The organism is Streptomyces sp. S465 (assembly GCF_026898115.1).
Classification (GTDB): Bacteria; Actinomycetota; Actinomycetes; order Streptomycetales; family Streptomycetaceae; genus Streptomyces; species Streptomyces luomodiensis.
The window spans coordinates 406,100-424,679 of the sequence record NZ_CP114036.1 but is presented as its reverse complement, the minus strand read 5'-3'; the positions used below and the strand labels follow the sequence as shown (position 1 = coordinate 424,679).

Annotated in this window: 21 protein-coding genes; 14 read left to right on the top strand and 7 right to left on the bottom strand. The window is 70.7% G+C overall.

Features of this window, described 5'->3' with window-relative positions:
• Positions 1-8: 8 nt before the first annotated feature.
• Positions 9-938, top strand: a complete 930-nt coding sequence (locus N6H00_RS02035; protein WP_268969772.1) for a phosphotransferase family protein — start codon at positions 9-11, stop codon at positions 936-938.
• 18 nt (positions 939-956) lie between these two features.
• On the opposite strand, the gene N6H00_RS02030 is transcribed toward N6H00_RS02035, so the two are convergent.
• From N6H00_RS02030 to N6H00_RS02010, 5 genes are all read right to left on the bottom strand, one after another.
• Positions 957-1,838 (bottom strand): fructosamine kinase family protein, encoded by an 882-nt coding sequence (locus N6H00_RS02030; protein WP_268969771.1) that lies wholly within the window; start codon positions 1,836-1,838, stop codon positions 957-959.
• Entirely contained in the window at positions 1,835-2,299 is a 465-nt protein-coding gene (locus N6H00_RS02025) for a low molecular weight protein-tyrosine-phosphatase (RefSeq protein ID WP_268969770.1), read from the bottom strand. The genes N6H00_RS02030 and N6H00_RS02025 overlap by 4 nt, the downstream gene beginning before the upstream one ends.
• Positions 2,300-2,364: 65 nt before the next feature.
• Entirely contained in the window at positions 2,365-2,706 is a 342-nt protein-coding gene (locus N6H00_RS02020) for a hypothetical protein (RefSeq protein WP_268969769.1), read from the bottom strand.
• Between the two features lie 90 nt (positions 2,707-2,796).
• Entirely contained in the window at positions 2,797-3,984 is a 1,188-nt protein-coding gene (locus tag N6H00_RS02015) for a GDSL-type esterase/lipase family protein (RefSeq protein WP_268969768.1), read from the bottom strand.
• A 92-nt stretch (positions 3,985-4,076) separates the two neighbouring features.
• Complete coding sequence (locus N6H00_RS02010) at positions 4,077-4,646, bottom strand: TetR/AcrR family transcriptional regulator (protein ID WP_268969767.1); 570 nt, start codon at positions 4,644-4,646, stop codon at positions 4,077-4,079.
• A gap of 71 nt (positions 4,647-4,717) precedes the next feature.
• Between N6H00_RS02010 and N6H00_RS02005 the strand changes: the two genes are divergently transcribed.
• Complete coding sequence (locus N6H00_RS02005) at positions 4,718-5,209, top strand: FBP domain-containing protein (RefSeq protein WP_268969766.1); 492 nt, start codon at positions 4,718-4,720, stop codon at positions 5,207-5,209.
• Positions 5,210-5,684: 475 nt separating this feature from the next.
• Here the strand turns inward: N6H00_RS02005 and N6H00_RS02000 are convergent, their stop codons facing one another.
• Positions 5,685-6,440 carry an IclR family transcriptional regulator gene (locus N6H00_RS02000; RefSeq protein WP_268969765.1) on the bottom strand — a complete coding sequence of 252 codons (756 nt, stop codon included), beginning with the start codon at positions 6,438-6,440 and terminating at the stop codon, positions 5,685-5,687.
• A 386-nt stretch (positions 6,441-6,826) separates the two neighbouring features.
• On the opposite strand from N6H00_RS02000, the gene N6H00_RS01995 reads away from it, so the two are divergent.
• The 11 genes from N6H00_RS01995 to N6H00_RS01945 all read left to right on the top strand — a co-directional run bounded on the left by N6H00_RS01995 (position 6,827) and on the right by N6H00_RS01945 (position 17,107).
• Positions 6,827-7,222 (top strand): Rieske (2Fe-2S) protein, encoded by a 396-nt coding sequence (locus N6H00_RS01995; RefSeq protein ID WP_268969764.1) that lies wholly within the window; start codon positions 6,827-6,829, stop codon positions 7,220-7,222.
• Complete coding sequence (locus tag N6H00_RS01990) at positions 7,209-7,523, top strand: hypothetical protein (RefSeq protein ID WP_268969763.1); 315 nt, start codon at positions 7,209-7,211, stop codon at positions 7,521-7,523. The genes N6H00_RS01995 and N6H00_RS01990 overlap by 14 nt, the downstream gene beginning before the upstream one ends.
• A 26-nt stretch (positions 7,524-7,549) precedes the next feature.
• Entirely contained in the window at positions 7,550-8,752 is a 1,203-nt protein-coding gene (locus N6H00_RS01985) for an amidohydrolase family protein (protein WP_268969762.1), read from the top strand.
• Positions 8,749-9,369 (top strand): aldehyde dehydrogenase family protein, encoded by a 621-nt coding sequence (locus tag N6H00_RS01980; RefSeq protein ID WP_268969761.1) that lies wholly within the window; start codon positions 8,749-8,751, stop codon positions 9,367-9,369. The genes N6H00_RS01985 and N6H00_RS01980 overlap by 4 nt, the downstream gene beginning before the upstream one ends.
• Positions 9,267-10,190: an aldehyde dehydrogenase family protein gene (locus N6H00_RS01975; RefSeq protein ID WP_329618495.1), complete on the top strand. Its 924-nt coding sequence runs from the start codon at positions 9,267-9,269 to the stop codon at positions 10,188-10,190. The genes N6H00_RS01980 and N6H00_RS01975 overlap by 103 nt, the downstream gene beginning before the upstream one ends.
• Positions 10,191-10,255: 65 nt before the next feature.
• Positions 10,256-11,527: an Nramp family divalent metal transporter gene (locus N6H00_RS01970; RefSeq protein WP_268969759.1), complete on the top strand. Its 1,272-nt coding sequence runs from the start codon at positions 10,256-10,258 to the stop codon at positions 11,525-11,527.
• A gap of 185 nt (positions 11,528-11,712) precedes the next feature.
• Positions 11,713-12,753: a zinc-dependent alcohol dehydrogenase gene (locus tag N6H00_RS01965; protein ID WP_268969758.1), complete on the top strand. Its 1,041-nt coding sequence runs from the start codon at positions 11,713-11,715 to the stop codon at positions 12,751-12,753.
• Positions 12,754-12,839: 86 nt separating this feature from the next.
• Positions 12,840-14,126 (top strand): Rieske 2Fe-2S domain-containing protein, encoded by a 1,287-nt coding sequence (locus N6H00_RS01960; protein ID WP_268969757.1) that lies wholly within the window; start codon positions 12,840-12,842, stop codon positions 14,124-14,126.
• An 81-nt stretch (positions 14,127-14,207) separates the two neighbouring features.
• A complete protein-coding gene (locus tag N6H00_RS01955; protein WP_268969756.1) occupies positions 14,208-14,648 on the top strand; it encodes a hypothetical protein in 441 nt (146 codons plus the stop codon).
• Positions 14,645-15,619 (top strand): PDR/VanB family oxidoreductase, encoded by a 975-nt coding sequence (locus tag N6H00_RS01950; RefSeq protein WP_268969755.1) that lies wholly within the window; start codon positions 14,645-14,647, stop codon positions 15,617-15,619. The genes N6H00_RS01955 and N6H00_RS01950 overlap by 4 nt, the downstream gene beginning before the upstream one ends.
• Before the next feature lie 132 nt (positions 15,620-15,751).
• The gene (locus N6H00_RS01945) at positions 15,752-17,107 is read left to right on the top strand and encodes an MFS transporter (RefSeq protein ID WP_268969754.1); all 1,356 of its coding nucleotides are present in this window, start codon (positions 15,752-15,754) and stop codon (positions 17,105-17,107) included.
• Positions 17,108-17,121: 14 nt separating this feature from the next.
• Here N6H00_RS01945 and N6H00_RS01940 read toward each other — a convergent pair whose 3' ends face one another.
• On the bottom strand, positions 17,122-17,541 hold the full coding sequence (locus N6H00_RS01940) for a 5-carboxymethyl-2-hydroxymuconate Delta-isomerase (RefSeq protein ID WP_268969753.1): 420 nt from the start codon (positions 17,539-17,541) through the stop codon (positions 17,122-17,124).
• A gap of 343 nt (positions 17,542-17,884) precedes the next feature.
• Between N6H00_RS01940 and N6H00_RS01935 the strand changes: the two genes are divergently transcribed.
• Positions 17,885-18,538 carry a class I SAM-dependent methyltransferase gene (locus N6H00_RS01935; protein WP_268969752.1) on the top strand — a complete coding sequence of 218 codons (654 nt, stop codon included), beginning with the start codon at positions 17,885-17,887 and terminating at the stop codon, positions 18,536-18,538.
• Positions 18,539-18,580: the final 42 nt, after the last annotated feature.

The following is an 18,580-nucleotide window of genomic DNA, read 5'->3' as shown; positions in this document are numbered from 1 at the left end:
CGGACCCCGTGCTCTCCCGACCCTCCTTCATCGGTGACGAAGCGATCGCGCACGCCGTCGCCACGCATTGGCTGCCGGACGCCACCGAGGCCGACTACCTGCCCTGGGGCTTCGGCGCACACCACTGGCGGGTGACCGGTGGCGGTACGACCTTGTTCGTGACGCTGGACCAGCTGCGGCCCCGGCACACCGAGGCGACGCTGGAGGCCGCCTACGCCGGGGCGGCGGCACTGGCGGCCGCCGGTATGGAGACGGTGTGCGCGCCGTTGCCCGCCCGGTCCTCCGGCCGGTTCACCGTCGGCGTCGGGGCCGGTGCGCTCAGCGTGACGCCATGGCTGGAGGGACGGAGCCCCACCGAGGCGGAGGCGGGCGAGCCCCGGCACCTGCGCGCGGTCGAAGCCGCCCTGGCCGCACTGCACCGCGCCGCACCACCACCCGGGCTGCGGCACTGGACTCCCCAGGTCGGCCCCGGATTCGCCGGGCAGCTGCGGGCCCGCACCGCCCGGCCCTGGACCTCGGGCCCGCTGGCGGAGCGGGCGCGGACCGCGATCGCCGCACACGACGCCGCGATCACGCGCTGGACGGACCGCTACCTCCGGCTCGCGGACCTCGCCCGCACCCGCCGGGAGCTGTGGGTGCCGACCCACGGCGAGCCGCACCACGCCAACCAGGTCGTGGGCGCGTACGGGCTGAAGCTGGTCGACTGGGAATCGCTGGCCCTCGCGCCACCTGAGCGGGACTACGCCGACCTGATCGCGGCCGGCGCGGCCGATCGCCTGCGCCCCGACCCGGCCATGGTCGAGTTGTTCGCCCTCGACTGGCGTCTCTCCGAGATCGCCGCGTACGCGCGCTGGTTCGCCGCCCCGCACACCGGCACGGACGACGACCACACCGCCCTGGAGGGACTGCACGAGGAACTGGCGCAAGCCCCGGACTGACCACAGCCGGGCGCCGGGTCACTTCCCCAGGGCCTCCCGGGCCACCGTGAGCGCCTGCTCGGCGTAGCCGCGGCCGAACAGCACGGTGTGCACCAGCAGGGGGAAGAGCTGATGCAGCCCGACGCGGTCGGCCCAGCCCCCGGCGAGCGGCGCCACCTCCTGGTAGCCGGCCAGCACCTGTTCCAGATGTGGGCAGCCGAACAGGTGGAGCATCGCCAGATCGGTCTCCCGGTGGCCACCGTGCGCGGCCGGGTCGATCAGCCAGGCCTGCCCGTCGGCACCCCACAGGACGTTGCCGTTCCACAGGTCGCCGTGCAGCCGGGCGGGCGGCTCGGCGGGACCGGCCAGCTCCGGCAGCCGCTCGCAGGCACGCTCGATCACCTCGGCCTCGCCGTGGCGCACCGTGCCGTCGTCGACGGCGCGGCGCAGATAGGGCAGCACCCGGTGGTCGGCATACCAGCGCGGCCAGTCGGTGCCCGTGACATTGCGCATCGGAGCGAGCCCGATGTACGCGTCCGTGGGGCCGTCGGGCGGCGGTGCGCCGAACGCGGGCGCGCCGACGGCGTGCAGGGCGGCCAGGTCGCGGCCGAACCGGGCCGCCGTCCGGGCGTCCGGCCGGCCGGCTGGGACCTGGTCGGTGACCAGCCAGTGCCGGTCGTGGCCGTGCACCGCCGGAACGCGGACCGTGCCGGCGTCGGCCAGCCAGCGCAGGCCCGCCGCTTCGGCCCGCACCGCGTCCGGGTCGTCACCGCGCTTGACCATCACCGTCTGCCCGCCGTCCAGCGTGACCTCGGTGAGCAGCCCGGAGGTCGGACGCCGGCCGGTCACCCGACGGCCGGTGAGGCGAGCCGCCGCGGCGCCCGGGTCCTCACCGGCCCCGGCCACGGAACGGGCCCTCATGCGCCCAGGCGCTCGCGCACCCAGGCCAGCAGGCCGGGCACGGAGGCTTCGATCATGGCCAGCACCTCGTCGAACCCCTCCGGACCGCCGTAGTACGGGTCGGGGACGTCCAGGTCGCCGGTGGCATCCGGGTCGAAGGACCGCAGCATTCTGACCCGGGACGGGTCCTCGACCAGCCGGCGCAGCGCCTTCTCGTGGCCGCGGTCCATCGCCAGGAACAGATCGGCGTCCCCGTGCTCGGCACCGATCTGGGCCGCGATGTGCTCGATGGGGTAGCCGTGCCGTGCCAGCAGCTCGCCGGCCCGTTCGTCGATGGGTTCGCCGACGTGCCAGGGGCCGATGCCGGCGCTGCTGACCCGTACCGCACCGTCGAGCCCCGCCCCGCGCAGACGCTCGGCGAAGACCAGGACGGCGGACGGCGACCGGCAGATGTTCCCGCTACAGACAAAGCAGATGTGCACGGCCACCAGGGTAGGTCCTGACGGCGCGGTGACGCGGGCGCGGTCCGCCCGGGGGAGACCCCGGCTCACCCCGCCCACGGCTTGTCCACCAGCGGGGTCCGGAGCCACCTCACGCCTTCGGCGCTCTCATCGGGCCTCAGCTCCAGCATGTGGCCACCGGGCCGGTCCGAGGCCCGCGCGATCGCGCTCACCAGCCGCTCGGCGAGATCGGGGCCCTCGGTGTCGTCCATGTCGTCGACCGGCGCGCCGGCCCGTACGTCCTGGCGGACCTCTTCACCGCTGTGGAGGGTCAGGATCAGGTGCTGGGGTGTCTTCCTGTCCCATCTGACCTGCTCGATGGTGTCGGCGCGCACCATGCGGCCGCCGAACGTCGCGCTGTTGACCCGCACCCACACATCGGGCGTCATCGCGGCCCTCCCTCGCACGGGTGTCGACGCTCCTCCTCGTTCCTTCCCGTTGTACCGGACGGAGCCCGGCTGTACCGGATGGAGCCCGCGTCAGGCCCTGTGGTCCGCGAACGGGCCATCGGCGGCGAAGGCCAGCGTGGCGAAGCGTTCCCCGATACGGCGGTGGGTGGCCGCGTCCGGGTGGATATCGTCGGGCAGCGGCAGCTCGGCGGCGTCGGCCTCGCCGTAGAGGTCGCGGCCGTCGAGGTAGTGGAGGTGGGGGTCGTCGGCCGCCCGCTGCTTGACGATCCGGGACAGCTCATCCCGGATGACGCCCAGCGTCAGCTTTCCGGCGGCGCGCTCGGCGGGGTCGCCGGTGGCCAGGAACCGCAGCTTTCCGGTGCCGAGCGCGCTGACGTCGAAGGCCGCGGGGCCGGGCGTGTTCTCGTGGATGGGGCACAGGATGGGGGAGACGACCAGCAGCGGTGTGGTGGGATGCCCCTCGCGGATCGTGTCGAGGAAGCCGTGCACCGCCGGGCCGAAGGCGCGCAGCCGCATCAGGTCGGCGTTGACCAGATTGATGCCGATCTTGATGCTGATCAGGTCGGCGGGGGTGTCCCGCATCGTCCGTGCGGTGAACGGGTCGAGCAGGGCGCTGCCGCCCAGGCCGAGGTTGATCAGTTCGACGCCGCCGAGGGAGGCGGCGAGCGCGGGCCAGATGGCGGTGGGGCTCGCGGCGTCGGAGCCATGGCTGATCGAACTGCCGTGGTGCAGCCACACCTTGCGGCCCCGGTCCGGTACGGGCTCGACCGGAGCGTCGGTGCGCAGGGCGAGGAGTTCGGTGGTCTCGTTGTGCGGCAGCCAGATCTCGACGTCCTTGACGCCCTCGGGCAGGTCGGCGAAGCGGAGGGTGCCGGCCGGGCCGGAGTGGTGCTCGGCGCTGCCGGTGGCCAGGTCGATGGTCAGGGCGTTGCCGCCGGTCACCGTGGACTGGGCGGTCAGACGGCCATCGATCAGCAGGTCGTAGACGCCGTCCGGGCGGGGCGGGGCGCCCACGTAGACCCGCTTGGTGGGCAGCGTGTCCAGTTCGACGGCGGTGGCCCGGGTCCGGAAGACCAGCCGTACGCCGGACGGCTGGGCCTCCGCCATGGCGAGCTGCCCGTCGGCGCACTGGGCGCGCGCCCAGGCGGGCAGCCGGTGCGGCAGCAGTCCGTGCGCGGTGCGCTCCAGGTCGAGGGCGCCCCGAAGGATGTCGGCGGTGATGGGCGTGGTGATCCAGTGGTGCTCGGTGGTGTGCATGGTCCCGCCTGTAGAGAGATGGGAGATGAGAGGTACGCAGGGATGGTCCGGACGCGGCGCGGGGCCGACGGCCTGGAGCTGGTGGGCCAGGGTCAGGGTGCGGGCCAGTTCCGCAGCAGGGCGTCGAGGGCGTCCAGGGTCCGCGACCAGCTTTCCCCGCTGTCGGGGGCGCTGTGGCTGAACCCGCCGGCCATCTCCAGGCTGACGTAGCCGTGGAAGACGCTGCCCAGCAGCCGGACCGCATGTGTCTGGTCCGGCTCCGTCAGGTCGTAGCCGCGCAGGATCGCCCGCGTCATCTGGGAGTGCCGGCCACCGGCACTGACCGCCGCCGTTTCCGGGTCGAGCCTGAACTGGGCCGCGGCATAGCGGCCGGGATGCTCCCGGGCGTAGTCCCGGTAGACGCATCCGAAGGCGATCAGGGCGTCCTTGCCGGCCCGCCCGGCCAGGGCGTCGGCGGCCCGGTCGGCGAGCTCCTCCAAGGCGAGCAGGGCGATCCTGGTCTTGAGGTCCTGGGAGTTCTTCAGATGCGAGTAGAAGCTCGCGACCTTGACGTCGAACCGCCTGGCCAGCGCCGAGACGGTCACCTGGTCGAAGCCGACCTCGTCGGCCAGTTCCGCACCCGCCCGGGTCAGGCGTTCCGCGGTCAGTCCCACCCGTGCCATACCCTTCCTCTCGTTCGGTGGAGCCCATTATGCATTTGCCTAATACCTTTAGGCAAATTAGCCTGCCGTTTATGAAGCCGCTGACCGAACAAGAGATCCGTGCCGCGTTCGTGAACTGCACCAAGGGCGAGGCGAAGCGCCTGTCCGTCCCGCGTGACCTGGCCGACCGGCCCTGGGACGACCTGGACTACCTCGGCTGGCGGGACCCTCAGGCCCACGACCGCGCCTACCTCGTCACCGCACTGGACGGCCGCCCGGTCGCCCTCACGCTGCGCTGCCCCGGCCCCGCCTCCTGGCAGGCGCGGCGCAGCATGTGCTCGATGTGCCTGACCGCCCACACGGGCGGCGTCTCCTTGATGGTCGCGCCGAAGGCGGGGAAGGCCCGGCAGCAGGGCAACTCGGTCGGCGCCTACATCTGTAGCGACCTCGCCTGTTCGCTGTATGTGCGCGGCAAGAAGGACGCGGGCGTCGGCGCCCGCCCCCAGGAGTCGCTCACCCTGGAGGAGAAGATCCAGCGGACGGCGGCGAACGTCGCCGCCTTCCTCGCCAAGGTGACCGCCTGACAGCCGGCGGTCCCGTCAGGCGGGACCCGCGCCCGGAACGGTCCGCACGGGCGTGGCCCGGAGCCGCGCGGGCTCCGGGCCAGGCCACCGCTCGTCCTCACCGGAGCGAATGGGCCGCCATGATGCCGAAGCCCGCGACATCTGCCCACGTACCTGGAGCACCCTGCTCGGACTGCTGGACACCCTGGGCATCGACCGGACGCACCGGAGCGGGGAGTCGCCCGGCGGCTGGGTGACCACCAGTTCGCCGCTCGCTGCCGGACCGGGTGCTCGGGATCGTTCCCAACACGCCAGGCGGCAGCATGGCCAGCTGAGCAGGCCGCATCCGGCGCCGATGAGGACGAGTCGCCATGCGACGTCCAGCAACGAGGAGTGCGCAGCGGCCGGTGCGGGCGCGGAAGGGCCGGGTGCGCGTCCCGCGGGGGTACGCGCACCCGGTTCTCGCGGTCTGGCCCGGCGTGGGGACACCGGTGGATCAGCTGGTGAGGGCCTGAGAGATGCGATCGGCTGCTTTACGGACCTGGTCGAGAACGGCCGCGCGGCGGGCGTCGTCGAGGCGGAAGGCCGGGCACGGCGCGGAGAGCGCGGCCCTGGTGAGCGTGCCTTCCTTGATCGGGGCGGAGGCGGCCCATACGCCCTCGTCGATTTCTTCCTGGCTGACGTCCCAGCCCTGTTCGACGGCGCGCCGGATCTCGTCGAGGAACGTCTCGCGACCGTGCACCGGCGGTGGGGTTCCGGTGGCGAGGGCCTGGTCGACGTAGCGCTCGCGTTCCGTCTCCGGGAGGCTGCCGATCAGGAGGCGGACGCTGGCGCCGCGGAGCGGGGGCATGTTCTGCCCGGTTTCGAAGGACAGACGGAACGGCCGCAGGGTCTCCACCCGGTGAATGCACACCGGCAGGCCGTGGACCATGCGGACGAGCAGCACGGTCTCTTCGATCTGCTCGGACAGTTCACGCATGTACGGCTCGGCGATGTGGACCAGAGGGGTGGCCTGGCGAGCGGCTCGGCTGAGCGCGGCCACGCGCATGGTCAGGTGGTATTGGCCGCGTTCGCGTTCTTCGATCAGACCCATGTCGCGCAGCAGTGCCACGTAGCGGTGCGCCGTGGGGACGGGGATCCCCAGGTCCTCGGCGAGTTGCCGGACCGAGGCCACCGGGCGCTGTTCCGTGAAGGCGAACAGGAGCTCAAGTGCCCTGCGCCCACTGTCCGCGCCCGCCTTGGAGGCTGCCAATGCGCTCTTCCTTCCCCATCGACTTCCACGTCACGCCCTACTGTAACCCGATCGCATAGCGATAATTTCATTATCTCAGGGCGATGTGAAGCGGGCGAGCTGTTGTCCTTCGTGCTCATGGTGACGGTATTTCGGCCTGCTCGACCCGTTGACTTTGAACCGGGCCCCACCCTACTGTTCGAAATCGCACAGCGAGAGCACTGCAATCACTCTGCGATAATACGGAGGCTCTCGGGAGTGCCAAGCGGACGGCACGGGCCGCTCCCGTCGCACCGCTCCCTGCCCGTTCCTGTCCGGACCCGCCCGAGGTGCGCCGCTCGTCATCGGTGCTCGGGCGTTCACCGCGAGCCCGGAGCTGTCCCTTCCCCTCATCGTCAGGAGAGCGCATGACCGTGAACACCGAGAAGTCCAGGGAAGCGTGGACCCTGGTCGCCCGCAGCGACGATGTCGCGGAGGGCGGACGGCAGGTGATCGAGCTCGGCAACGACGTGCAGATCGGCCTGTTCCGCTTCAGAGGAAAGCTCTACGCGTACGAGAACCTCTGCCCGCACCAGGGCGGACCCGCCTGTCAGGGGCGCATGGTCGACGGAGTGCGGGAGCGGATCGAAGAAGGAGGCCGCAGCGCCGGTCTGGCCTTCGACAAGGACGACCCCCACATCGTCTGTCCGTGGCACGGCTTCGAATACCGGCTCACGACCGGCGAACACGCCGGCGTGCCGTCCATCCGCCTGCGCGGCTTCGGCGTCCGTGAGGAAGGGGGCGACATCCATGTCGCTCTCTGAGCTCACCAAGGGCGCCGAGCTCGCCCGTCAGGCAACCGAACTGGAAGCCCAGGTCGATGCCCTGCTGAACGGCCGGACGCCGCAGGAGCCGGCCGAGGTGCCGGCCGATGCCGTCCGCAGTCTGGTCACCGCCGCGGCCCGTCTCTTCACGGCCCACGCCGAGGCGACCGGCGCCCGAGTCGATGAGCCGCTCCGCTCCGATGTGAACCCCACCGAGGCCGTCGAGCTGGCGTGCGCGCTGCTGCGGGCCCGGGACCTGAACCCGTTCGACCTCGCCCTGTGGTTCTCCCGCTCCCGCTGAGCCGCTCTATGGAAAAGGAGCAGACCATGACCACGACCCACCAGCCCAAGCCACTTCCCACGCAGGAAATCACCACCCGCACGCACACGGCGGACATCCTGGCCAACGCCCGCCGCGACACCGATCGCTACGGGCTCGACAAGGTCTTCATCTGCGATGTCGACTCGCACCACGCGGAGCTGAACTCCTGGAAGGACATCATCTCCTACGTCGAGGACCCCGTCCTGCGCGACATCGCCCAACAGATGATGATCCACCGCCCGCAGGCGGGGCAGCTAGCCCTGAGCAACTACAAGGCCGGGCTTGCCCTCCAGGACGCCGGTGCGCGCATTCCGCACCAGTCGGGTCTCGCGGAGTCGGTACCGGACACGGGCGACGCCCGTGATGTCGAGCTGGTGTGCCGGGCGATGGACGCGATGAGCATCGACATCCAGGTGGTCTTCCCCCAGCCGATGCTGGAGATCGGACTGCACCCCGAGAAGGGGATCGCCGTGCAGCTGATGAAGGCCTACAACCGGTGGTTCGTCGAGAACGTCCTGCCGAAGGACCCCAGGATCAAGACCATGCTCGGTCTTCCCTTCGAGGACCCGCAGGCGTCCCTGGAAACCATCCGCGAGTTCGGTGACCACCCGGACGTCCTGGGCTTCCTCGTGACCAGTCAACGGCACGCGGGCGTGCACCGCAACGAGTACATGCCGCTGTACGCCGAGCTGGAGGAGCGGGGCCTGCCCATCGGCTTCCACGCCGGCCCGACGTGGGAGGACTCCATGACCTCCACGATGAACCGGTTCCTGTCCGTCCACGCCATGTCGTTCGTCACCTGCAACATGACGCACCTGACCAACTGGATCGTCAACGGCATCCCGGAACGGTTCCCCCGCCTGAAGACCATCTGGATCGAGAGCGGGCTCGCCTGGCTCCCGTTCATGATGCAGCGCCTGGACCACGAGTACCTGATGCGGCAGTCCGAGGCGCCCCTGCTGCGCCGGCTCCCCAGCGACTACATGCGGCAGATGTACTACACCTCGCAGCCCATCGAGATCACGGACATGGCGCTGCTGGAATCCACCTTCAACGCCATGAACGCCAAGGACACCCTGCTCTACTCCTCGGACTGGCCGCACTGGGACTTCGACGTCCCCGGTCGCATCATGGGCATCCCCTTCCTCGATGAGCAGGCGAAGCTGAACATCCTCGGTGGCAACGCCCGGAAGGTCTTCAACCTGTGACCGCGGCACAGCGGATATCGCAGGCCGCGACGCAGGACGCTTCGAGGGAGGACGGAGCCGGCTGGGATGCCCTCATCCGGCCGCTCAACCCCACCACCTTGGCCCCTCTCCCGGAGATCCAGCCCACGACCGCGGACGAACTGGACGCCGTGGCGTCATCGGCCGCGGCGGGCCTTCGGACCTGGGCCGCGGACCCCAGACGACGCTCGCGCGTCATGCGCGACTGGGCGGAGGCGCTACGGGCCGACGCCGGGGAGCTGAGTGCGGATCTCGTCGCGGAGACGGGCAAGCCGATCACCGAGGCGCGGGCCGAGGTGGCCGCTGCCGCGGACGCCCTGGAGTACAACGCGGGCCTGACCCGTATCCACCTCGGCACAGCCGGCAGCCTGCCTGACGGCAGCGTCAGCCACGTGGTGCGCGAACCGGTCGGACCGAGCCTCTTCCTGGTCCCGTGGAACTGGCCCGTGCTGCTCCTCCTCCGTGACCTCGCCCCCGCTCTCGCGGCCGGTGTGACGTGCATCGTCAAGCCCTCCCCGCAGACCAGCCACGTCACCACACGCGTACTGAGGCTCGGCCGCCGTGCCGGTCTGCCCGAGGACGTGGTGCAGGTGGTCTAGGCGATGTGGCGGTCGCGCAGCACCTGCTCCACGATCCCCGCATGCGGGCCGTGGCATTCACCGGCTCCACCAAGGTGGGCGAGGCCGTCCTGAGGTCGACGGCGGACCGTATGCTGCGGCCGCTGCTCGAACTCGGAGGCAAGAACGCCGCAGTCGTCCTGCCCGACGCCGACCTCGACTCCGCCCTGCCGAAGCTGGCCCGAGCGGCCGTCATCACCGCGGGGCAGATGTGCATGGCCTGCTCACGGCTGTTGGTCCACCGTTCCGTGCACCGTGAGGCGGTCGGCGCGGTCCGGGATACCCTCCGGGCCATGCGGCTCGGTGATCCCGCGAAGGATGCCACCGAGATCGGCCCCCTCGTCTCGCCCGCTCACGCCGCATCGGTCATGGGGCACATCGATGGTGTGCGAGGGCAGGCAGGTGTCAGCGGCGGGGAACTCGTCCATCCCGACGGGATCGCCGGGCATGCGGTGACGCCGGCCATCGTCGACGACCCCGACCGCGACGCGGCGATCATCCACACCGACGTCTTCGGCCCGGTGCTGACCATCGAGCCCTTCGACAACGAGGAAGACGCCGTCACACGTGCCAACGTGACGTGCTACGGCCTCGTCGCCGCGGTGTGGACCGGTGACCCCGGACGCGCCCTGCGGGTTGCCGCACGGCTGGAGGCCGGAACCGTCTGGGTCAACGGATGGAACACGTCGTACCCCGACGCGCCGGGTGGCGGCGTGAAGTCCTCGGGGCTGGGCCGGGTCCGGGGCATCGACGGTGTCGCGCAGTTCACGGAGACCAAGCACATCCATCTGCCCGTCGGCTAGAGGGGGGAGCGAGGGCGTCACGCCATTCGCTCTCTTCCCTCGCACATTTCCGGAGGTGTGTCCCTGTGGCCCTCAGTACCGAGCAGGCGCCGGAGCGGGATATCACGCCCTCGACGCCGCGGGCGGATCTCTCGCGGGGTGTTGTCCTCGGGGTTCTCGGACCGGCGCTCGTGGCGGCGACCGCCTACGTCGATCCCGGCAACTTCGCCACGAACTTCGGCGCCGGGGCGCGGTTCGGGTACCAACTGATGTGGGTGGTGGTGGCGGCCGGTCTGATGGCGATGCCGGTGCAGTACTGCGCGGCCAAGCTCGGCGTGGTCACCGGCAAGTCGCTGCCGGAGGTGTGCGCCGGCCGGTACCGGTCCTGGGTCCGGTGGCCACTGTGGGCACAGGCGGAACTCGTCGCCATGGCGACCGACTTGGCCGAGTTCATCGGCGCCGCGTTGGGACTGCGTCTGCTGTTCGGAGTGCCGCTGTTCCCGGCCGGACTCATCACGGCCGTGGCGGCCTTCGCCGTGCTGGGGTTGCAGGCGTGGGGGAGCAGGCCCTTCGAGCGTGCTGTCACCGCGCTCCTGCTGCTGGTCGTCGGCGGATTCGGCTATCAGTTGCTGCGTTCGGGTCCGGCCCCCTGGGAGGTCGTCTCGGGACTGGTACCGGCTGTCCCCGGCGGAGAGCGGCTCTTCCTCGCGGTGGGAATCGTCGGCGCGACCGTCATGCCCCATGCGGTGTATCTGCATTCGGCGCTGACGGCCAGGGGCGCTGTCGCGCGCAGCCGCGCCGAGTGCGTCGGCATGCTGCGTGGCGCACGCTGGTCCGTGCCGGCCGGCCTCGGGCTGGCCGGCCTGGTGAACGCGGCGATGCTGATGGTGGCCGCCGCGGTGCTCCACGACGCCTCGGGCGGAGACGGGTCTTCTCTCGAAGGGGTCCACGCGGCGCTGGCGCACGGGCTTGGGGGCACGGCCGCCCTGGTCTTCGCCGTCGCGCTGCTGGCCTCCGGGATCTCCTCATCCGCTGTCGGTACCTATGCCGGGCAGGTGGTGATGTCCGGATTCGTACGGCTCGGCATTCCCTTGCTGCTCCGACGCCTGATCACCATGGCACCGTCTGTGGCGGTTCTCGGCCTGGGGATCGACGGCACCACGGTGTTGAACGCGAGCCAGGTGGTCCTGAGTTTCGGCATCCCCTGCGCGCTGGTGCCGCTGATCGCAGCGGCGCGCGATCGGTGCCTCATGGGGGAGTTCGCCAACTCCCGGACGTTCACAGCGGTCCTGGTGCTCATCGCCGTGGTCATCACCAGCCTGAACGCGCTGCTGGTCTGCCAGCTGTGGGCACGTTGAACAGCCGTTTCGCACCTGTTGACGGGGCTGCGTGCAGCCCCTCCCGTATCGAATCGCTAAGCGATATTCATGTATCGCATAGTGATAATAAGGAGGAAGTTGTGGGCGACGCATCCGCCGCAGCGGTACCGGACTCGGCGCGCGCCAGCGTGGCCCTCCCCGGAGCGCGCAGCGAGGTACGCCGCATGCCGACGAGGTCCGCGCGGCCCGGTGAGGGCTGGCTGCGCGTCGCGTCCTCCGGGATCTGCGGCACCGACGTCAACCTCTACGCACAGGGTCTTGCGGCCCCCACCGTCCTGGGCCACCACGTCGCCGGCACGATCGCGGCTGTCGCCGACGAGCCCGGCCCGCGCCGATGGTCGGGGACGGTGGGGCAGCGCGTGGTGGTGGAGGAGTACCTGCCGTGCGGAACCTGCCGGGCCTGCCTGGCAGGCACGTACCGGCTGTGCCCCGACACCGATCTGTGGGGAGGTGGCCGGCGCATAGGAACCATCCCCGCCGGCGAGGAACCCGGGCTCTACGGTGGCAACGCCGAGTACCTGCTGCTGCCGCCCAACGCGGTGCTGCACCCACTGCCCGGCGGCCTGTCCGACGAACTCGCCGCCTGGGTGCTTCCCTACGCCAACGCTCTCGACTGGACGGTCCGGGCGGGTGACGTGACCAAGGGGGACCGTGTCATCGTGCTCGGCCCCGGTTACCACGGGCTGGCCGTCACCGCGGCTGCCCGCTGGGCCGGAGCGCACGTGGTCGTCGCGGGACTGAGCCGGGACCGCCCGCGGCTGGACATCGCCGAGCTGCTCGGCGCGCACACCGTCACCGCTGACTCCGGCGACGAACTCGCCGCGAGCATCCAGCGGGTGCTCGGGTCCGATCCCGCCGACGTCGTGGTCGACACCGTCGGACCCGCGCCACACGTCATCGCCGTCGCCGTCGATCTCCTGGGGCAAGGCGGCAGGCTCGTTCTCACCACCCCCAAGAACCCCGCCCACGTCCCCGTCGACACCACCGCCATGACCCGGCGCAACCTCACCGTCACCGCGGTCCGCGGCCGACGCCCCGAGGCGATCGCCACCGCGCTCACCTCCCTGGCCGACGGAACGTCCCGCCTCCAGCTCGTCCCCTCGGCCGACACCACGCTGGAGGGAACCGGCGCCATGCTCGGCCACCTCGCCGCCGGCACCGGCCCCGAGACCCCGCACGTCGTGGTGCGCCCCCACGCGCACTGACCGACACAGGACATCACTCCCACGGCCGTGCGGCCCCGCTTCACCGCCGCACGCGCATCTCACTCGTACACCTGAGGAGCCTCATCATGCTGACCCGAGAACAGAACGAGCGGCTTGTCCGCACCGACCGCGGCACCGAGATGGGCACCCTGCTCCGCCGCTACTGGATCCCGGCCCTTCTCGCGCAGGAGCTGCCCGAGCCGGACTGCCCGCCGGTGCGCGTCAAGCTGCTGGGTGAACGGCTCATCGCCTTCCGCGACACCGAGGGGCGGGTCGGCCTCCTGGACGAGCTGTGCAGCCACCGCACCGCCTCCCTCTTCTTCGGCCGCAACGAGGAGGGCGGACTGCGCTGCGCCTACCACGGCTGGAAGTACGACGTGGCGGGCAACTGCGTCGACATGCCCTCCGAGCCGCCGGAGAGCCGCATGTGCGAGAAGATCAAGCAGCCTGCCTACCCGTGCGTCGAGCGGGGCGGTGTCATCTGGACCTACATGGGCCCCGCCGAACTCAAGCCCGAGCTCCCGGACCTGGAGTGGGCGGGCCTGCCGGCGAGCAGGGTGTTCGTCTCCAAGCGCCGCCAGATGACCAACTTCATGCAGGCGATGGAGGGCGGTATCGACTCCAGCCACGTCTCCTTCGCCCACCGCTTCAACATGGACGACGACCCGATGCACGCCGGCACCGCCGGTCTCGCCTACCTGAAGGCCGACACCCGGCCGAAGTTCGAGGTGGTCGAGTCCGACGGCGGGCTCCTCATCGGCGCCCGGCGCAACGCGGAGGACGAGCAGTACTACTGGCGCATCACGCAGTGGATCATGCCCTGGTACACGATCATCCCGCCGTTCGGCACGCACAACCCGCTCGGCGCCCACGCCTGGGTCCCCATCGACGACGAGACCTGCTGGGCCTGGTCCATCAACTACCACCCCACCCGCGACCTCACCGAGGCGGAACTCACCGCGATGCGCAACGGCGAGGGCATCCACGCCAAGTACATCCCAGGCACGTACGACACCCTCGCCAACGCCTCCAACGACTACCTGATCGACCGCCAGGCGCAGAAGGAGAAGAAGTCCTTCTCCGGTGTCGAGGGCATCGCCGCCCAGGACTTCTCCCTCCAGGAGAGCATGGGCGCCATCGTCGATCGCACCAAGGAACGCCTCGGCACCTCCGACGCCGCGATCATCCTCGCCCGCAGGCGCCTCCTCGCCGCCGCCGAGACCGCGGCCAAGGGCGACCCCGTCCCTGGCGACCAGGGCGCGCACCACCGCGTCCGCTCCGCCTCGGTGCTGGTGCCGAAGTCGGTTCCGTTCCAGGAGGGCGCCGCGGACGCGCTGGTGGTCCGCGACGGCGAAGACTTCGTCTCCATCTGACGCACCTCCTCCGCACCCCACGCTGCCTCTCGCACCGTCTGCGAAGGCTCAGCCAAGGAAGAAAGAAAGGAGAGGTGGCCCATGCCGACGAACTCCTGGACCCGGCGGTCCTACGAAGCCGACGTGCTGCTCGTCCCTCTCGACCCCGCGGCGCGTACCTCCGCCGCCGCCCTGATCGACCAGCTCCCCGGGATCACCGTCGCCGACGGAGCGCCACTCGCCGACGAGCAGGAGTACCTCGAGCGTGCCGACGTCATCACCCTGCTCGTACGGGACCTGGCCGCCGTCGACCATGACACGGTGATCCGTCTGGGCCACGCGGCCCGGGATACCGGCACCCTCCTCGGTGCGGTTGTCGTCACGCCGTGTCTCGCCTGGAGCGGGGCGGACGAGGATGCCGCCGCCGCCGTGGTGCGGGAGTACGCCGACACCGTCGTCATCGTCCGGGACATGCCGCCCGTCCTGCACCTGCTCCAGGTCCTGCGTGGCGGCAGCCGGGATGTGGCGGAGGTGACGGCATGACCGCGACGACGGACAGCTGGCGCGATACCGTCGTCACCCAGGTCCGGCTGGAGGCCGAGGGCGTCGTGTCGCTCACTCTCGCCGCGGCTGACGGCCGCCCTCTGCCCTCCTGGGAAGCGGGCGCGCACATCGACGTGCGTCTGCCCTCGGGCACGGTGCGCCAGTACTCGCTGTGCGGAGCCCCTGACGCGGCTGCCTACACCGTCGCCGTGCTGCGGGAGGAAAACGGGCGCGGTGGTTCCGCGGAGATCCACGACACCGCGTTCGTCGGCCGCACGCTCCCGATCCGCGGTCCGCGCAACCACTTCCCGTTGCGCTCCGCCGAGCACCATGTCCTCGTCGCGGGCGGCATCGGGATCACCCCGGTCCTCGCCCTCGCCCGCGAGGCGAGCCGCCGCGGGGATTCCTGGGAACTCCACTACGGCGGCCGCAGCGCGGCCAGTATGGCGTTCACCCACGAGGTGCGCGGCCTCGGCGGCCAGATCTCGCTCGTCGAGGGCCGGCCCCTCGACCTGGCCTCCATCGTCTCCCGGGCCCCGTCCGGTGCGGCGGTGTACGCGTGCGGGCCGGCCGGACTCCTGACAGCACTGCGGAAGCTGTGCACGGACACCGGCACCACCCTGTACACCGAGCAGTTCACCGCCGATCCGACGGCACGGACAGCTCCGGACACCGCGCCGGACGTATCCGGCGCGGCCGAGAGCGAGTCCTTCGAGGTCGAACTCGCCCGCACCGGGGCCACGGTCACCGTCGAGCCCGGAACATCCATTCTCGACGCGGTACGCACCGTGTGCCCCGACGTCCTCTCCTCCTGCGAAGAGGGCTTCTGCGGCACCTGCGAGACCAAGGTCCTCGCCGGTAAGCCGACGCACGCCGACAGCATCCTGAACGAGCGGGAGCGTGAAGTCAGCGCATCCATGATGATCTGCGTCGGCGGCTGCGCCTCACGCCGGCTCGTCCTGGACCTCTGACCGAACCGGTCGGCGGGGCCCGGCCCGTCCTGTCGGGCCCCTGCCCGGAGCACCCTCTCCACCGGCGCGCCGATCGCACGACCTCGTGTGCGCCCAGTCCACCGCAGCACCACTGACCGCGGAGGTTCAAAGATGAACCTGCCCCATTCCTCCGGCTGTACCACCGCCAGTGCCTCCCGCGACGCCTCCCTCGCACGGCCCTCGCCCTACCGCTGGGTGATCCTCATAGCCTGCTGGCTGTCCTTCACCCTCACGTCCATCGACCGCTCCACCTGGGGTCCGGCCTCCGTCTTCGTCGGGGACGGACTGGGGGTGCCGATCGCCGGCCTCGGCGTGTTCGCCACCGCCTACTACATCGGCTACGTCATCTCCAACGCGCTGGGTGGCCTCGGTGTCGACCGGTACGGGCCACGCATCGTTCTCACCACCTCCTTGACCGGCGCCGGAGTCTTCATGACCGTCTTCGGTTCCACTCCTTCCGCCACGGTCGGCATCGCCGTCCAGGCCGTTGTCGGTCTCTTCGCCGGTGCCGACTATTCGGCGGGCGTGCGCCTCATCTCCAGCTGGTTCCCGTCCCATCGTCTCGGGCTGCCGATGGGCATCTTCACCACCGCGACCTCCCTCGGAACAGCCATCGCGAACGCCGTCGTCCCCGCGTTGATCGCCTGGCACGGATGGGGCACCTCGTACCACGTCTTCGGAGTGCTCTCCATAGTGGTGGCCGTCCCGCTGTTCCTGCTGGTCCGCAACCAACCGGACGCCATGACCGCGAGACCCGTGTCGGGAGGAGCCGAGAAGGACACGGACCCAGCGACCGGGGCCGTGCGGAGCGGCTCGCGCGGCCGGCTCGATTTCGGCGGCATCGCCCGCAACCGCGACTACTTGCTCGTCTGTGTGACCGGCTTCTGCGGCTTCTGGGGACTGTACGGTTTCATCACCTGGGCCAACGCCCTCATGATCAGGGGACACGACATGTCCCCCGGAACCGCGGGGCTCGTCGTCTCGGTCTTCGCCATCAGCGCCGTGGTGGCGAAGCCCGTCATCGGCTATGTCACCGACCGCTTTTGCGGTGGCGCCCGCAAAATACCGACCATCGCCATCCTCGGCATCTTCGCCCTCGCTCTCATGTGGTTCGGCCAACTCTCGACGCCGACCGCGTTCATCCTGCTCTCACCGCTGCTCGGCGCCGCGGCTTACGGATGGACGCCGCTGGTCGTCGCGCTGGTGCCACGACTCGTCCCGTCCTCGGTGACCGGCACGGCATCGGGGATCGCCAACGCCATCTGGCAGCTCGGCAGCGTCCTGGTGCCGCTCGCGGTCGGTGCCGTCTTCTCGGCGACGGATTCCTTCGACGCGGCCTTTGTGACCCTCGCCATCGGGCCCGTCCTCGCGATCCTGGTCATTGCCCCGGTACGGGCCGGCGGCGCCAGGCGAACCCGTGATGACCACCCGCGGAGCGGAGCGGAGAAGACCTCACCGGTCGCCTGAAGCGCCGTCGTCGGTCAGCAGGCTGCCGAGGGGTGTCTGCCCGGCTCTTCGCGGTGGGGCGGCACAGCAGGTGCCTCCCGGGAAAGGCGGTAGGAAGGGGAAAGGTCCCGTACCTCGACCGTGCACACCGTCCCGGTGCCGCCGGGGTCCAGTGGCAGGTACCGTCTGAGGAGTGCCAGCACCCTCTCGGACAGCCGGCCCTTGAGGCTGTCGGGGCGGCCGGGGAGCAGACCGATCCCCACGTGCACGAGCGCCGTGTGCCGGTCGCCCTCGCCGCCCCCGATGTACGTCTCGGCCGCGGCACGGAGAAACACCTTGCACACCCCTTCGGAGCGGCTCACATCGAGCACCAGCTGATGCAGTTCCGCCACGAAGGAGGTTCCGGCGAGGACGCCGCCCAGCCGGGGGGAGTAATCGACGGTCACGTGCGGCATGGGGCGGCCACCCTCACCAGCGCGTCGACCGGGTCCACCGGATACTGCTCGGCGAAAACCCGCGACGGGCCCACACCTTGGCACCCACTGCCCGTGCTCACTACCACTCCGTTCCTCGCTGATCGGCGTATGCGACCACTCGGTCTTCCGCCAGGGAATCGTTATGTGATAGTAGGCCATCGCTCTGCGATAACTTCAGAGGGGGTCCGCGACGGCCGGCGGGCGATGGCGCGCCCGCTGACGTCGTGGATACGCCGGAAACGGCCGCTCCTCCGGTCCGAAGCCGACCGGATGGTCCACACCCCGCCGCGCCTGTGTCGGTGGCCCCGGCTAGATTCGCCGCGTGACCGAGCCCTCCTACCTCGCCGCCGTCCGGGAGTCCTACGACACTGTCGCCGCGGCCTACGCCGAACGCGTCAAGAACCCCGCCGAGTTGGATCCGCTGTCGCGGGGCATGCTGGCCGCGTTCGCCGAACTCGTGCGGAACGCCGGGCGCGGCCCCGTCGCGGACCTGGGGTGCGGGCCCGGCAAGGTGACGGCACACCTGGCCGGGCTGGGAGTGCCGGCGTTCGGCGTCGACCTGTCGCCGAAGATGGTCGAACTGGCCCGGAAGGCTCATCCGGGCCTGCGGTTCACCGTGGGGTCGATGACCGCGCTGGAGATCGAGGACGACCGGCTCGGCGGCATCCTGGCGTACTACTCCACTCACCACACGCCACCGGAGCTGCTGCCCGTGGTGTTCGCCGAGTTCCACCGCACCCTGGCGCCTGGTGGCCATCTGATGCAGGCCGGCTATGTGGGAAACGACGAGTTGCTGCGTCCGACCCGAGCCTACGGCGATCACCCCGTGTCCTACGCATCGCATCTGCTGCCCGCGGACCGGCTCGCCGGGCTGCTGGAGCGGGCCGGGTTCACCGTCACCGCACGGTTGGTACAAGCGCCCGGCGAGGGCTTGAAGAGGCCGGTTGCCAGCTTCCTGGCCCGTAAGCCGGAATGAGCGGGCCGTGCTGATCCCGTTCCGGGAGCGTGAGGTCGCATC